This is a genomic window from Streptomyces sp. 2P-4, assembly GCF_030167965.1.
Lineage (GTDB): Bacteria > Actinomycetota > Actinomycetes > Streptomycetales > Streptomycetaceae > Streptomyces > Streptomyces globosus_A.
The window spans coordinates 5356168-5371022 of record NZ_CP095011.1 but is presented as its reverse complement, the minus strand read 5'-3'; the positions used below and the strand labels follow the sequence as shown (position 1 = coordinate 5371022).

The 14855-nt window shown below is 75.2% G+C and carries 13 protein-coding genes; 7 read left to right on the top strand and 6 right to left on the bottom strand.

Annotated features, from left to right (window positions below):
* Nucleotides 1-3 precede the first annotated feature (3 nt).
* From MUK52_RS23790 to uvrB, 4 genes are all read right to left on the bottom strand, one after another.
* Nucleotides 4-987: a TerC/Alx family metal homeostasis membrane protein gene (locus tag MUK52_RS23790; RefSeq protein WP_114057091.1), complete on the bottom strand. Its 984-nt coding sequence runs from the start codon at nt 985-987 to the stop codon at nt 4-6.
* A 233-nt stretch (nt 988-1220) separates the two neighbouring features.
* Complete coding sequence (locus MUK52_RS23785) at nt 1221-3272, bottom strand: TerD family protein (protein WP_284579885.1); 2052 nt, start codon at nt 3270-3272, stop codon at nt 1221-1223.
* An 81-nt stretch (nt 3273-3353) separates the two neighbouring features.
* Nucleotides 3354-3932, bottom strand: a complete 579-nt coding sequence (locus MUK52_RS23780) for a TerD family protein (protein WP_284579883.1) — start codon at nt 3930-3932, stop codon at nt 3354-3356.
* A 78-nt stretch (nt 3933-4010) separates the two neighbouring features.
* Nucleotides 4011-6164 carry an excinuclease ABC subunit UvrB gene (uvrB, locus tag MUK52_RS23775; RefSeq protein ID WP_284579881.1) on the bottom strand — a complete coding sequence of 718 codons (2154 nt, stop codon included), beginning with the start codon at nt 6162-6164 and terminating at the stop codon, nt 4011-4013.
* A gap of 244 nt (nt 6165-6408) precedes the next feature.
* On the opposite strand from uvrB, the gene MUK52_RS23770 reads away from it, so the two are divergent.
* From MUK52_RS23770 to MUK52_RS23760, 3 genes are all read left to right on the top strand, one after another.
* On the top strand, nt 6409-7332 hold the full coding sequence (locus MUK52_RS23770; RefSeq protein WP_114057095.1) for a glycerophosphodiester phosphodiesterase: 924 nt from the start codon (nt 6409-6411) through the stop codon (nt 7330-7332).
* Between the two features lie 64 nt (nt 7333-7396).
* Nucleotides 7397-7963 (top strand): methylated-DNA--[protein]-cysteine S-methyltransferase, encoded by a 567-nt coding sequence (locus MUK52_RS23765; protein WP_114057096.1) that lies wholly within the window; start codon nt 7397-7399, stop codon nt 7961-7963.
* Nucleotides 7964-8132: 169 nt separating this feature from the next.
* Nucleotides 8133-9425: an MFS transporter gene (locus tag MUK52_RS23760; protein WP_114057097.1), complete on the top strand. Its 1293-nt coding sequence runs from the start codon at nt 8133-8135 to the stop codon at nt 9423-9425.
* On the opposite strand, the gene MUK52_RS23755 is transcribed toward MUK52_RS23760, so the two are convergent.
* Entirely contained in the window at nt 9391-9795 is a 405-nt protein-coding gene (locus tag MUK52_RS23755) for a cupin domain-containing protein (RefSeq protein ID WP_114057098.1), read from the bottom strand. The two genes, MUK52_RS23760 and MUK52_RS23755, sit on opposite strands and share 35 nt — an antisense overlap.
* A gap of 152 nt (nt 9796-9947) precedes the next feature.
* On the opposite strand from MUK52_RS23755, the gene MUK52_RS23750 reads away from it, so the two are divergent.
* Together MUK52_RS23750 and MUK52_RS23745 are read left to right on the top strand one after the other, a co-directional pair.
* Nucleotides 9948-10892, top strand: coding sequence for a pseudouridine-5'-phosphate glycosidase (locus MUK52_RS23750; RefSeq protein ID WP_114057099.1), 945 nt, complete (start codon nt 9948-9950; stop codon nt 10890-10892).
* Nucleotides 10889-11818, top strand: coding sequence for a carbohydrate kinase family protein (locus MUK52_RS23745; RefSeq protein WP_174250443.1), 930 nt, complete (start codon nt 10889-10891; stop codon nt 11816-11818). Before MUK52_RS23750 ends, MUK52_RS23745 begins: the two co-directional genes overlap by 4 nt.
* A 13-nt stretch (nt 11819-11831) precedes the next feature.
* Here MUK52_RS23745 and MUK52_RS23740 read toward each other — a convergent pair whose 3' ends face one another.
* Nucleotides 11832-12476, bottom strand: coding sequence for a nucleoside/nucleotide kinase family protein (locus tag MUK52_RS23740; protein ID WP_114058856.1), 645 nt, complete (start codon nt 12474-12476; stop codon nt 11832-11834).
* A gap of 93 nt (nt 12477-12569) precedes the next feature.
* Here MUK52_RS23740 and MUK52_RS23735 point away from each other — a divergent pair, with 93 nt between their 5' ends.
* Together MUK52_RS23735 and MUK52_RS23730 are read left to right on the top strand one after the other, a co-directional pair.
* A complete protein-coding gene (locus MUK52_RS23735; protein ID WP_284579871.1) occupies nt 12570-14015 on the top strand; it encodes a WGR domain-containing protein in 1446 nt (481 codons plus the stop codon).
* Nucleotides 14016-14102: 87 nt separating this feature from the next.
* A complete protein-coding gene (locus MUK52_RS23730) occupies nt 14103-14843 on the top strand; it encodes a DUF2293 domain-containing protein (protein WP_284579869.1) in 741 nt (246 codons plus the stop codon).
* Nucleotides 14844-14855: the final 12 nt, after the last annotated feature.

Sequence of the window (14855 nt, the reverse complement as noted above, 5' to 3'; positions counted from 1 at the left end):
CGGTCAGGCCTCGACGCTCTCCTTGCGGGCGGCCGCCTCGGCGGCCTCCTGCTTCCGGGCGGCGATGAGGCTCGTGATGGTGGTGATCACCAGGACACCGCAGATGACGCCCAGGGAGACCGGGATGGAGATCTCCGGGACGTGCACGCCGGACTCGTGCAGGGCGTGCAGGACGAGCTTGACGCCGATGAAGCCGAGGATGACGGACAGGCCGTAGCTGAGGTGGACCAGCTTCTTGAGCAGGCCGCCGATGAGGAAGTACAGCTGGCGCAGGCCCATCAGGGCGAAGGCGTTGGCGGTGAAGACGATGTACGGGTCCTGGGTGAGCCCGAAGATCGCGGGGATCGAGTCCAGGGCGAAGAGGATGTCGGTGGTGCCGATGGCGAGCATGACGATCATCAGCGGGGTCAGGACGCGCTTGCCGTTGCTGATGACGGAGAGCTTGGTGCCGTGGTAGCGGTCGGCGACGCCGAACTTCTTCTCGATCGTCTTCAGCAGGCGGTTCTCCTCGAACTCCTCTTCCTCCTCGTCGGCCCGCGCCTCCTGGATGAGCTTCCAGGCGGTGAAGATCAGGAAGGCGCCGAAGAGGTAGAAGACCCAGGAGAAGGAGGCGATGATCGCGGCGCCGGCGGCGATGAACACCGCGCGCAGGACCAGGGCGATCAGCACGCCCACGAGCAGCACGCGCTGCTGGAGGTGGGACGGCACCGAGAACTTCGCCATGATCAGGACGAAGACGAAGAGGTTGTCGACGCTCAGCGACTTCTCGGTGATGAAGCCGGCGAAGAACTCCTGGGAGGCCTGGGCGCTGCCGAAGAACAGCAGGCCGAGGCCGAAGAGCACCGCGAGGACGATCCAGACAACCGTCCAGATGCCGGCCTCCTTGACGGAGACGTCGTGCGGTTTGCGGCCGATGAGGAAATCGGCGCCGATGAGGAGGGACAGACCGGCAATGGTCAGTACCCAGAGGGTCGTCGAGACGTCCACGTTGCTTTGGCCTCCGGCAGATGGCTCAGGACACAGGTCAGCGACACAGGGTCGGCGTCATCGCTGCCGGAGGTCTCTTCCACCCGGAGGCCCTGGGGCCGCGGGCCGGCGCCCCGGGACCTGGTGGTCCGTACTGACGGGTACGCCGTAGCCGGAAAGCAGGAGTACTCCCCTCCGCACGGAGGACGATACCCGGCGGAAGGGGGAAAGGTAAAGGGGAGGCCAAGTGATGGTCACGGGCGGGCATGGCGGCGGGCCCGGGCGGCCCGCTCCACGGCCTGGTCCAGGACGAGGCTCCCGGCCGGCGGCAGGTCCGGCTCGAAGGTCCAGGCGTGCCCGACCCACGGGTCGGCGAGATGGTCGTCGGGGACGGGCGTGAGCCGCATCAGCCTGCGCCACAGCGGGTCCAGGAGCGGGCCGTAGGCCGCGGCCTCGTCCCGGTCGGCCACCATCAGCAGGTGCACGCCGACGGCCGGCCCCTCGTCGGCCAGGTAGCGGAGCCGGGTCACGGCGCGGTCGTCGAAGCCGTGCGGGAAGTCGTGGACGATCAGCAACTGCTCGGCCGTGTCCACGTCGGGCGGGAGCTCCTCGGGAGCTCCCGCCCGCACCGCCATCTGGACGAGGTCCACCCGGCGGGTGAGCCGCTCCAGGGTCTCGGCGACCCCGGCGGCCCCGGCGGCCGGCGGCCCCGCCAGCACCCCGGCGTGGACGAGCGGAGCGAGGGACGCGGCGCCCGCCCCGGCCGCGTCGATGACGTGCACGGAGTACCGCCCGGCCGGGTGCACGGCGAGCAGCCGCGCCGCATGCGCGACGGCCATGTCCATGGCGGCCCGGCGCAGCCGGTCGGTGTCGGCGGCCATCGCGGCCTCGGAGCCGGTGCGGCCGTTGTCGATCCACAGGCCGCGCTCCAGGGGGAGCCGGACGAGCATGGGGATCCGCAGGTCGGGGCGCTCGGGCAGGTGGAGGTCGCCCAGGCGCAGCGCCATCGGGGCCTCGTCGGGGCCGGCCGCCGGGGCGCCGTGCCAGACGGGGGACGCCCAGCGGGCGTACGCGGCGGGCAGGGCGGGTTCGACGACGGCGGCCTCGGCGGCCAGCTGGTCGAGGTCGCGGTCGAGGACGGAGCGGGCCTGGGCGGCGAGCTCGTCGCGCCGGGCGCGGGCGGCGTCCCGGGCCGGGTGGCCGGCGCCGGCCACGCGGTGGCGCGGGTCGGACAGGGCCGCGTCGAGTTCGCGGTCGAGCCGGGAGTCGGCGAACTCGCAGGCGCTCCGGTAGGCGGCGACAGCGCGGGCCAGGTCCTCGAACATGCCCCAGACCTGGTTGTAGAGCCGCTCGTCCATGGTCCAGCCGGCCGCGTCGCCGGCGACGGGCACGGGCGCCTCGCCGGGAGCCGCCGGAGCAGGGGCCTGCGGTGCGGGCTCGGGGGGCTCGGAGGTGCTGCGGCAGCGGCGCGGGTGGGTGTAGTCGACGGTGGGCGGCCCGCCGGCGCCGTCCGGCGCGGGCACCGGGCCGGGCGTGCCGGCGTACGGGGTCCCGGAGGCGGGGACGGGGCCGGGCACGGCGGCCGGCCCGTCCTGCTCCGGCGCTGCTCCCGCCGGGCCCGCTGCCGCCGGGCCCGCTGCGGTGCCGGCCGGCGGGGTCTCCTGCGGGGCGGCAAGGCCGTGCGAGCCGGCCGCCGCGGCGGGCACCGCGGTGGTCCCGGCGCCGTCCCGGCCGGCTGCGGCGGCGCCCCCGACCCGGCCCGCCGCCCCGCCCGCCGCCGCCGAGGCGAGGGCCGCGGCGGCCGGCGCGGTGAGCCCGGCGTCGGCGAGGAGTGCGGGGAGGCCGTCGGCGTATCCCTGGCCCACGGCGCGGACCTTCCAGGCGCCCTGGCGGCGGTAGACCTCCAGGGCCACGACGGCGCCCTCGGCGTCCAGGCCGGCGAGGGCGAAGCAGGCGAGGTCGGCGCCGCCCGGTTCGGCGACGGCCACCCGGGGGGCGGCGACCGAGCCGAAGCGCGCGGGACCGCCGGGCGGGAGCACGAGGACGACGCGCAGCTGGTGCACGGACGGCGCCGCGGCGTTGAGGTCGACGGCGAAGCGGTGTGCTGCGGCCGCCTCCTCCGGGGCGGCGAGCCCGGGCAGGACGGCCGGCGCCCCGGGGTGCGCGAGCGCGCCGGGGCCGGCCATCCGGCCGGTGTCGTCGCAGGCGGCGACCAGGGCAAGCACCGGCGTGTCCGCCGCGATCCTGATCTCCACCCGGGTGCGGGACAGGGGGTGGTTCTGCCCCCGGACCAGTTCGGCCGTCATCGTGCAGCCCTCCCCCGTGCCTCGTGCCGTGCTGTCGTTCGGTGCACCGCGCCCGGCAGGGCGCGGTGCGCGCGGTGTCTGCTACAGGTGCGGCAGGATCGCCGGCATCAGGTCCTGGAAGGTGCGGCCGTTGGCGGAGGCGCCGATGGCCGTCATCTGCCAGCCGGCGCCGGCCCGCGACACCTTGGCCATGATCTGCGCCGTGTACTGGCCGCCGCCGTCGAGGGTGTAGCGGGCCAGCTCCTGGCCGTTGGTCTCGTCGACGAGGCGGCAGAAGGCGTTCTGCACCTCCTGGAACGTCTGGCCGGTGAACGAGTTCACCGTGAAGACGATCGTGTCGATGTGGACCGGCACGCGCTGGAGGTCGACGAGGATCGACTCGTCGTCGCCGCCCTGGCCGGCGCCTCCGACGAGGTTGTCGCCGGTGTGCCGGACGGAGCCGTCGTCGCTCTGCAGGTGCCGGAAGAACACCACGTCCACGGGCTGCTTCTCCGCGAACAGCACCGCGGAGGCGTCGAGGTCGACCTCGCGGGTGCGCGACCCGAACAGCCCGCGCCGCTTGGCCGCCTGCCAGCCGAGGCCCATCCGGACGGAGGTCAGCATGCCCCCGTCGCCCTTCTGAAGACTGATGGCCTGTCCCTTGGACAAGTTGACCGTCACGCGCCGTCCCCTTTCATAGCCACCCCCAGGCAAGCGTGTACCTGCGGCTGTCCGCCACCCTACTGAGCCGGTCCCCTGTCAGGCGAGGCCCGCCTCCTTCATCTGCCGCAGCTCCTTCTTCAGCTCGCCGACCTCGTCCCGGATCCGGGCCGCGACCTCGAACTGGAGCTCGGCCGCCGCGGCCCGCATCCGCTCGGTCATCTGCTCGATCAGCGCGGCGAGTTCCTCGGCGGGCCGGTCCGTGGGCACCGCGGCGGCACGGCCGCCCTTGGCGGTCTTGCCCGCGCCCGCCCTGCCCGCGGCCGCCCCGGCGGCGGACAGCGCCGGCACCGGGGCCTTGGCCCCCTTGCCGTCCTTGGCCTGCCGGTAGCCCGTGCCGAGGAGCTGCTCGGTGTCCAGCTCCTCGCGGGCGATGGTCGCGACGATGTCGTTGATCTTCTTGCGCAGCGGCTGCGGGTCGATCCCGTTGGCCGTGTTGTAGGCGATCTGCTTCTCCCGGCGCCGGTTCGTCTCCTCGATGGCCTTCTCCATCGCCGGGGTCATCTTGTCCGCGTACATGTGGACCTGGCCGGAGACGTTGCGCGCGGCGCGGCCGATCGTCTGGATCAGCGAGGTGCCCGAGCGCAGGAAGCCCTCCTTGTCGGCGTCGAGGATCGCGACCAGCGACACCTCGGGCAGGTCAAGGCCCTCGCGGAGCAGGTTGATGCCGACCAGGACGTCGTACTCGCCGGCGCGCAGCTCGCGCAGCAGCTCGATGCGGCGCAGCGTGTCGACGTCGCTGTGCAGGTAGCGGACGGCGATGCCGAGCTCCAGGAAGTAGTCCGTGAGGTCCTCGGCCATCTTCTTGGTGAGGGTCGTGACCAGGACGCGCTCGTCCCGCTCGACGCGCTGCCGGATCTCGTGCACCAGGTCGTCGATCTGCCCCTCGGTGGGCTTGACGACGACCTCCGGGTCGACGAGGCCGGTGGGGCGGATGATCTGCTCGACGAAGCCGTCGCTGCGGGAGAGCTCGTACGCGCCCGGGGTGGCCGACAGGTACACCGTCTGGCCGATGCGCTCCTGGAACTCCTCCCACTTCAGCGGCCGGTTGTCGAGCGCCGACGGGAGCCGGAAGCCGTGGTCGACGAGGGTCCGCTTGCGGGAGGCGTCGCCCTCGTACATGGCGCCGATCTGCGGGACCGTGACGTGCGACTCGTCGATGACGAGGAGGAAGTCCTCCGGGAAGTAGTCGATGAGCGTGTTGGGCGCGGATCCGCGCTCGCGGCCGTCCATGTGCAGCGAGTAGTTCTCGATGCCGGAGCAGGAGCCGATCTGACGCATCATCTCCAGGTCGTAGGTGGTGCGCATGCGCAGCCGCTGCGCCTCCAGCAGCTTGCCTTGCCTCTCCAGCTCGGCCAGGCGCGCCTCCAGCTCCGCCTCGATGCCGCGGATCGCGTTCTCCATGCGCTCGGGGCCGGCGATGTAGTGGCTCGCCGGGAACACGTACAGCTCGCGGTCCTCGCTGATGACCTCGCCGGTCAGCGGGTGCAGGGTGGAGAGGGCCTCGATCTCGTCGCCGAACATCTCGATGCGGACGGCCAGTTCCTCGTACACGGGGAAGATCTCGATGGTGTCGCCGCGCACCCGGAAGGTGCCGCGGGTGAAGGCGAGGTCGTTGCGCGTGTACTGGATGTCGACGAAGCGGCGCAGCAGCCGGTCGCGGTCGATCTCCTCGCCGACCTTGAGCGGGACCATCCGGTCGACGTACTCCTGCGGGGTGCCCAGGCCGTAGATGCAGGAGACGGACGCGACCACGACGACGTCGCGCCGGGTGAGCAGCGAGTTCGTCGCGGAGTGGCGCAGCCGTTCGACCTCCTCGTTGATGGAGGAGTCCTTCTCGATGTACGTGTCCGACTGCGGAACGTAGGCCTCGGGCTGGTAGTAGTCGTAGTACGAGACGAAGTACTCGACGGCGTTGTTCGGCAGGAGCTCGCGGAACTCGTTCGCCAGCTGCGCGGCCAGCGTCTTGTTCGGCGCCATGACCAGGGTGGGCCGCTGGAGCCTCTCGATCATCCAGGCCGTGGTCGCCGACTTGCCCGTGCCGGTCGCGCCCAGCAGGACGACGTCCTTCTCGCCTGCGCGGATGCGCTTCTCCAGCTCGGCGATGGCCGCCGGCTGGTCGCCGCTGGGCTGGTAGGGGCTGACGACCTCGAAAGGCGCCACCGTGCGTTCGATCTTCGATACGGGCCGCATGACTCCACCGTACGACCCCGCGCCGACAGTCACCGGCCCCCGGCGGGCGGCGCCGCCCGCCGGCGCACGCGCCGCGCCGCGCGCCGTTCCCCCGTTCTGGTCCGTTTGTCGTAGTTCGGTGGCGGCCCGGTGATCTTCGAGCCCATGATCGCCCCAACGGACACCGCAGTGGTCACCACGGCAACGGCTGCCGTGCCGCGCCCGTCTGACGCAGCAGCAGGGTTCACGACCCGAGGGAGAACACATGTACCTCCGACCCGCCGCAGCGGCCGCCGCCGCCTTCCTGGGCCTCGCCTTCACCGCGCTCGGCGGCGCGTCCGCGGCGGCCGCCGCGGATCCGGGCGCCCCGGCCGCGGCGCCGGGCCTGCCCGGCCCCGTCGTGTACGCCCACCGGGGCGCCTCGGCGTACGCGCCCGAGAACACGCTCGCCGCGGTCGACGCGGCGATGCGGCTGGGCTTCGACTGGGTGGAGAACGACGTCCAGCGGACCAAGGACGGCGAGCTCGTGGTGATCCACGACGACACCCTGGCCCGCACGACCGACGTCGAGGAGGTCTTCCCCGGCCGGGCGCCCTGGCGGGTGCGGGACTTCACGGCGGAGGAGGTCTCCCGGCTCGACGCGGGCAGCTGGTTCGGCGCCTCGTTCGCCGGGGCCCGCGTCCCCACCCTGCGGGAGTACCTCGCCCGGGTGCAGCGCAACCGGCAGCGGCTGCTGCTGGAGATCAAGAAGCCGGAGCTCTACCCGGGCATCGAGGAGCAGACGCTGCGGGTGCTGGAGGAGGAGGGCTGGCTCGACACCGCCCACGTGCAGCGCCGGCTCGTGGTGCAGAGCTTCAGCGCCGACTGCGTACGCCTCGTGCACGGCCTGCGGCCGGACGTGGTGACGGCCTTCCTGGGCACCCCGCCCGTGGCCGACCTGCCCGCGTACGCCGAGTTCACCGACCGCATCAACCCCTGGCACACCACCATCTCCGCCGACTGGGTGGCCGCCGTGCACGGGCTGGTCGGGGCCCACGGCAGGGCGCTGGAGGTCGACACCTGGATCGTGGACGACGCCGTGACCGCGCGGAAGGTCCGGGACATGGGCGTGGACGGGATCATCTCGAACGCCCCGGACGTGGTGCACCGGGCGGTGCAGGAGGCGGTGCTCGGCTCACTCGTGCCCTGACCCCGGCCGGGCGGCCGGCCCCGGGCGGGGCCGCGCTGTCGGCGGGCGCCCGTAGGGTGGAGGGGTGGACACCGCCGAGCGGCCGGACGGGCCGTACCTGGAATGGACCGTCGTCCCCAGCGGCATCGGCCCGCTGCTGCTGGCCGCGACCCCGCAGGGCCTCGTCAAGGTCGGGTTCCACGCCGGCTCCGAGGCCCGGGTCCGCACGGCGGTCGACGCGGTGGCCGCCCGGCTCGGGGCGCGGGCCCGGCGCCCGCGGCCGGGCGCGGAGGTGCTGCTCGCCGAGCCGGTGCGCAGGATGGCCGGCTACTTCGCCGGATCGCTGCGCAGCTTCGGGCTGCCGCTGGACTGGCGGCTGTGCACCGGCTTCAACCGGGAGGTCCTGCAGGAACTGGACCGCTCCGTCCCGTACGGGTCGGTCATCGGCTACGGGGAGCTGGCGGCCCGCGTCGGCCGGCCGGGCGGCGCCCAGGCCGTGGGGCACGCGATGGCGGCGAACCCGCTGCCGCTGGTGGTCGCCTGCCACCGGGTCGTGGAGAACGACGGGGGGATCGGCGGCTTCGGCGGCGGCGTCGAGACGAAGCGGGCCCTGCTGGCCCTGGAGGGCGTCCTGCCGCAGCCGCTGTTCTGACCTGGCCGGACGCCGCCGCGCGGAAGGCCCCGGCCGGGTGGGCGGTTCCGCCACGGGGCGGCGGCTGGGAGACTGCCGGGGTGACCACTCCCGCCGCGCCAGGCCGCCCCGCCCTCCGCCCCGCCCTGCTCCCGGCCCCGCAGCCGCTGCCGCACCGCGGGTGTCCGGCATGAGCGCCGCACCCGGCGCCGGAACCGCGGGGCCGGCGGCTGCCGCCGTGGACCCGGCGGAGCTGCCCCGGCTGCGCCGCCGCACCTCGTGGGTGCTGATCGCCTCCCAGGTCCTGGGCGGCGTCGGCGTGCCGATCAGCGTCGCCCTGGCCCCGGTCCTCGCCGCCGACGTCGGGGGCAGCGAGGCCCTGTCCGGCTTCGCCTCGACCGCCTCGGTGATCGGCACGGCCGCCGTCTCGCTGCCGCTGGCCGCGCTCATGACCGCGCGGGGCCGCCGCCCCGGCCTCGTGCTCGCGTACGCGATCGGCGCCGCAGGCTCGGCCCTCGTCGTGCTGGCCGCCGTGGTCCGCAGCTTCCCGCTGCTGATGCTCGGCATGGCCGCCTTCGGGGCCGCCTCCTTCGCGGCCTTCCAGGCCCGGTTCGCCGCCGCCGACCTCGCCGCCCCGGACCACCGGGCGCGGGCCATCTCCGTGGTCGTCTGGGCGTCGACCCTCGGCGCCGTCCTCGGCCCGAACCTCTCCGCGCCCGCCAGCCGCAGCTTCGCCGGCACCTCCATACCCGCGACGGCCGGCCCCTTCGTGTGGGCCGGCGCCGTCTTCGCCCTCACCGGCCTGCTGCTCGCCGTCCTGCTGCGGCCGGACCCCCTGCTGACCGCCCGCGCGCTCGCCGGGCCCGACGGGCACGGTCCTGCGGGTCACTCGCTGCGCGCCGGGATCGCGGCCGTCCGGGCCTCGCCTCGGGCCCGGGTGGCGCTCGTCGCCGTCGCCGTCTCGCACACCGCCATGGTCTCGATCATGGTGATGACACCGGTCGACCTCGCCCACCACGGCGCCGGGCTGCAGCTGATCGGGCTGGTGATCAGCGGCCACATCGCCGGCATGTTCGCCTTCTCCCCGGTGATGGGCTGGCTCGCGGACCGCCTCGGCCGGCTCACCGTGATCGGCCTGGCCGCCGGACTGCTGGCCCTCGCCGCACTGCTGGCCGGCACCGCCGGCCCGGACCACGGACAGAACGCCCTCGGCCTGTTCCTGCTCGGCCTCGGCTGGTCCGCCGGGCTCGTCGCCGGCTCCGCGCTGCTGACCGACTCGGTGCCGACCGGTGCGCGGGCCGCCGTCCAGGGCCTCAGCGACCTGACGATGAACACCTGCGCGGCGGTGGGCGGCGCCGCCTCCGGCCTGGTGATGTCCGCGGCCGGCTACGGCTGGCTGAATGCGATCGCCGCGGCGCTGCTGCTGCCCATGGCGGCGCTCGCCCTGCTCACGGCCCGTCGGCAGGCCGCGGCGCGGAAGTGATCTGGTAGACCTTGCGGAGGGTCTCGTGGACGGTCCACACCGTCCGGTCGCCCTCCCGCAGGACGCAGGCGGAGCCCGGCCCGACCTCCAGCGTCGCGCCGCCCTCGACCTCGACCGTCGCCCGGCCGCTCACGACCACGAACAGCTCGTCGGCCTCGGTGTCGGTGACCACCCCGGGCGTGATCTGCCAGATCCCGCGGACCTGGCTGCCGTCGGGCGACTCCCACAGCACCTTGCCGGTGACGGCGGGGTTCCCGGAGAGGACCTGCGCGGGGTCGAGCTCCTCCGGTTCGAGTGCGGTGTCGGGGACGTCCGGCACGCTGACGGCGAAGGACGCAGGGGCCGCGGCGCTGTGATCGCTGGTGCTCATGGGGCGCCAGCGTAGTGCGGCGGGGGGCCGCTCCGGGGTGGCCTGAGTGTCCGGTTCCGGCGGCGGAACGAGGCACTGTGTCCAGCGCCGGTGCCGCACCGGTCCGGCCGGCGGGTGTTTGCGGGTGCTGATCCGGTGCCATGGATGGGGACATGTCACAGCACTCAGCATCTGCGCCGCGGCCCGCCGGGCCCGTCCTGTCCGAAGAGGTCCGCGAGGCGGTCGAGCAGGGACAGCCGGTCGTGGCACTGGAGTCCACGATCATCACGCACGGCCTGCCGCGGCCCCGGAACCTGGCGGTGGCCGCCGAGCTGGAGGCGGCCGTCCGCGCGGAGGGGGCCGTACCGGCGACGGTCGCGGTCATCGACGGGGTGGCGCACGCGGGCCTCGACAAGGACCAGCTGGAGCGCATCGCGGCCGGGGAGGGCGTACGCAAGCTCGGGCACCGGGACCTGCCCGCCGCCCTCGCGACGGGGGCGACCGGGGCGACGACCGTCTCGGCGACCGCGTTCCTCGCCGCGCGCGCCGGGCTGCGCGTCTTCGCGACGGGCGGGCTGGGCGGCGTCCACCGGGGGTACGCGCAGTCCCAGGACGAGTCGGCGGACCTGGGGCTGCTGGCGCGGACCCGGATCACGCTGGTGTGCGCGGGCGTGAAGTCGATCCTGGACGTGCCGGCGACGCTCCAGCGGCTGGAGACGCTCGGGGTCGCGGTCGTCGGGTACGGGACGGAACGTTTCCCCGGCTTCTACCTGGCGGACTCCGGCGAACCTGTCGACTGGACCGTGCACCGCCCCGAGGAGGTGGCACGGATGATGGCCGCCCAGGACGCCCTGGGCGGACCGGAGTCGGCCCTGGTCGTCGCCAACCCGGTGGCCGAGGCGGACCAGCTGGATCCGCAGCTGCACGACCGGGTCCTGGCCGAGGCCCTCGACGAGGCCCGCAGGCGCGGCACCACGGGCCAGGCCGTGACCCCGTTCCTCCTGGACCACCTCGTACGGGCCACCGGCGGGGCCTCCCTGGAGGCCAACCTGGCGGCGGTACGGGGCAACGTGGTGCTCGGCGCCCGGATCGCGGCGGCCTGGGCGGCCCGCCCGTGACGGCGGCCGGCCAATCCCCCGGCGGCGCGCCCCGGCCGGGTGCGCTGCTGGTCGTCGGGGACGTGGTGACAGACGTGGTCGCCGTCCACCCCGAGCCGCTGGCCCCGGCCACCGACACCGCCGCCCGCATCCGCACCCTGCCGGGCGGCGCCGGGGCGAACGCGGCCTGCTGGGCGGCCCACGCCGGCGCCCCGGAGGTGCGCCTCCTCGCCCGGGTGGGCGCGGAGTCGGCGCAGTGGCACGAGCGGGCGCTGCTGACCGCCGGGGTGCGGCCGAGCCTGCTCATAGACGCGGCCGAGCCCACCGGGACGGTGGTCGCCCTGGTCGGCCGGGACACGGAGCGGACCTTCCTGACCGACGGCGGGGCCGCGCTGCGGCTCGGCCCCGGGGACTGGTCGCCGGACCTGCTGGACGGGGTCGCGCACCTGCACCTGTCGGGCTACCTGTTCTTCGCCGACTCCGCCCGCGCCCTGGCCGCCGCGGCGCTGGCCGACGCCGTGGCGCGCGGGGTGCCGGTGAGCGTCGACCCGGCCTCGGCGGGCTTCCTCACCGCGCTCGGTCCGGACCGCTTCCTGCGCGCGGCGGCGGGGATCGGCGTCCTGCTCCCGAACGAGGACGAGGTCCGGCTGCTGGCCGGACTGCCGGCCTCGGCGGGGACCGCGCGGGCCGCGGCGGAGCTGAGCCGCCGCGTGCCGCTGGTGGTCGCCACGCGGGGGGCGGCGGGCGCGCTGGTCGCCGAGGGCGGCCGGGTCGTCGCGGAGGTCCCGGCGGAGCCGGCGCGCGCGGTGGACTCCACGGGCGCCGGGGACGCGTTCACGGGCGGGTTCCTCGCGGCCCGGCTCGCGGGCGCGGATCCGGCCGGCGCGGCCCGGGCGGGCTGCCGGTCGGCGGCCCTTGCGGTGGCCCGGCTGGGCGGCCGCCCGTGACGGCGCCCGCGGGTCAGCGGCGCAGGCCGGTCCAGGCGGGGTGGCGGGGGTCGTCGGCCCGGACGACGGCGTCGGCGAGCGCCGCGGGGCCGGTCTCGGCCTCGTAGCGGGCGAAGGCAGGCAGGGTCCAGCGCTCGGCCTCCCCGGTGCGGCGCGCCAGCGCCCCCGGGGAGAGGCGGATGTGCACGCTGAGGTCGAAGGGGAACCAGTGGCCCAGCAGCAGCGGCCCGTGCACGATGACCGCGGCGCCGGGCGGGAGTTCGGCGTAGGGGCTGCGGGTGGCGCGGTCGGTCGCCGGGTCCCACAGGTCGGGCAGGACGCGCCCGGTGCCGCCCGGGTCGGTCGGACCGAACACCTCCCGCCACAGGGCGCCGGTGTCGTACCAGCCGGAGAGGTAGGAGTCGGCGTCCCGTCGGCCGTGTTCGAACCGCAGGGACGCCGGTCGCAGGAACCCCTCGGCGGGGACGGCGAGGACGGCCCGGCCGCGGGCGCGCAGGGCGTCGGCGAGCAGCGCGGCAAGGCCGCCGGTGTCCGCGGCGGGCGCGCCGTCGATGCCGACGCGCTGCCAGGCCGGCGGGTCCGCGGCCGGCGCGTGCTCGTCCAGGTGGCCGGCGAGCCGCTCGGCCATCCGCTGCCAGGTGATCGGTTCCAGGTGCACGGGTTCCATTGTCAGTGCCCGCCCCTAGCTTCATCCCCGAAGGGATCACCGGCGGGACGGAGCCGTCGGCCCGACCTTGGGGAGGGGTCTGTCATGGCTCGCGAGACCACGTACCTGGAGCTGTCCCAGGACGGCGGCGGGGCGCACAAGTTCTACGAGGTCGTCGTGGACGGCACCACCGTGGTGGTGCGCTACGGGCGCATCGGGGCCGCCGGCCAGGTGCAGCAGTCGTCGTTCCCGACCGCCGAGAGGGCGCGCGCGGCCGCCGCGAAGAAGATCGGGGAGAAGATCCGCAAGGGGTACGCCCCCGCGGTCCAGGGGCAGCGCGCGGCCCGTCCGGTGACGCGCCGCCAGGTGGCCTCGGCGCCGTCGACGGCGCGGGCGGTCGCCCCGGTGCTGTGGCGGTTCCGGACGGGCGCCTCCGCCTTCGGGATCCACGTGGACGAGGACCGCTGCTGGGTCGGCAACCAGGCGGGCGACGTGTACACGCTGAGCCACGGCGGCGAGGTGCTGGCCCGCTACTCGCTGCCGGACGGGGTCAAGTGCCTGGTGGCGGACGAGTTCTGGATCTACGCGGGGTGTGACGACGGCGCCGTGTACGACCTCTCCTCGAAGGTCCCGTTCAAGGCGTACGACATCGCGGAGGACGTCGACATCTTCTGGCTGGACATCCGCGAGGGCGTGCTGAACGTCGCGGACGCGAACGGCGGCCTGACGGTGATCGACCACGAGGACGAGTTCCAGTGGTCGCGGAAGTCGTCGGGGGCGCAGGCGTGGATGGTCCGGGCCGACGCGGACGCCGTCTACCACGGGCACGTGGACGGTGTGACGGCCTACGCCCCGGACGGCAGCGGCGAGTTGTGGCACACGCGGACCAACGGGCAGGTGCTGTTCGGCTGGCAGGAGGACGACGCGGTCTTCGCGGGCACGGCGCGGCACTGCGTCCAGCGCCTGTCGAAGGAGACGGGCGCGCTGGAGGCGACGTTCCGGTGCGACGCGGCGGTGTACTCGTGCGCGACGTCGCCCGACGGCCGGCACGTCTTCGCGGGCGACTCGTCCTCGTCGGTGTACTGCTTCGCCGCGGACGGGCGGCGGCTGTGGAAGCTCGGCACGGGCAGCGGCTCGGCGCTGTCCATGCAGTACCTGGACGAGCGGCTGTACCTGGTGACGACGGACGGCTCGCTGGTCTGCGTGGACGCGAGCGAGGCGGCGATCTCGGCGGCCCGGGAGGGCACGGTGCCGACGGCGGTGGACGTGAAGTCCGCGGCGGCGCTGCCCGTCTACACCCCGGCGGCCTCGGCCGCGGCGGTGGCGGTCGTCCCGGCGGCGGCCGCTCCGGTGGACGGCGTGGTGGTGGAGTGCGTCCAGCAGGGCGGGCGGCTGCGGGTGCACGTGGTGTCGGGCGGCTACGAGCCGTCGTGGAACGTGCAGTTCCCCCGGGGGATCAGGGAGCCGGGCGCCCGCTACGTGGTCGACGGGCTGCATGCGGCCTCCGGCGGGTTCTACCGGGTCCGCGGCGAGATCCGCCGCCTGGTCTGAGCCCCGCCCCGCCCCGGCCCGCGGCGCGGCGCCAACGGACGGGCCGGGCAAGGTGATATCCGGTCCGGACGGCGGTATCACACCGTCATGAGCCTGGTCGTGTTCGAGTCGGCGAAGCCGGTGCACTGCGCCCGGTGCCGCCGCGGCCCGCTGCGGCACCTGGTGCGCGAGGCGGGGGTGCCGCGGTGCCTGGACTGCGCGGACCTCGGTCACCTCGTCTACCTGCCGCGCGGGGACGCGGCGCTCACCCGGCGGGCCAGGGAGGCGAGTTCCCTGTCGGCGGTCGTCGTCCGCTTCAACCGGCGCCGCCACCGCCACGAACGGCAGGGCGTCTACGTGGAGGACGCCGCGCTGGCCCGGGCGGAGCGAGCCTGTCTGGCGGACGCGGAGGCGCGGGCGCGCCGCCGCGAGCGGGACCGGCTGCGGCGGGCCGCCGAGGACGTCCGCTTCACGGCGGCGTTCGCCGGGGAGATCCTGCGGCTGTTCCCCGGCTGCCCCGCGGACCGGGCGCAGGCCATCGCCGCGCACGCCTCGGTGCGGGGCAGCGGCCGGGTGGGGCGTACCGCGGCCGGCCGGGCCCTGGACGAGCCCGCCGTGTACGTGGCGGTGCGGGCGGCCGTGCGGCACACCGACACCGAGTACGACGCGCTGCTGATGGCGGGGGTGCCGCGGTTCGCGGCCCGCGCCCGGCTGGCCGCGAAGATCGACGCGGTCCTGGACGCCTGGCGCATCCCCCCGCAGTCCGCGGCCCCCGGGGCCGGCCCCGGCGCGGCGGCGGCTCCGGCCTCCGGCGCGGTGCCGGATGCTGCGGCGGCCGCCCCGCCCTGACCGGCGGCACCT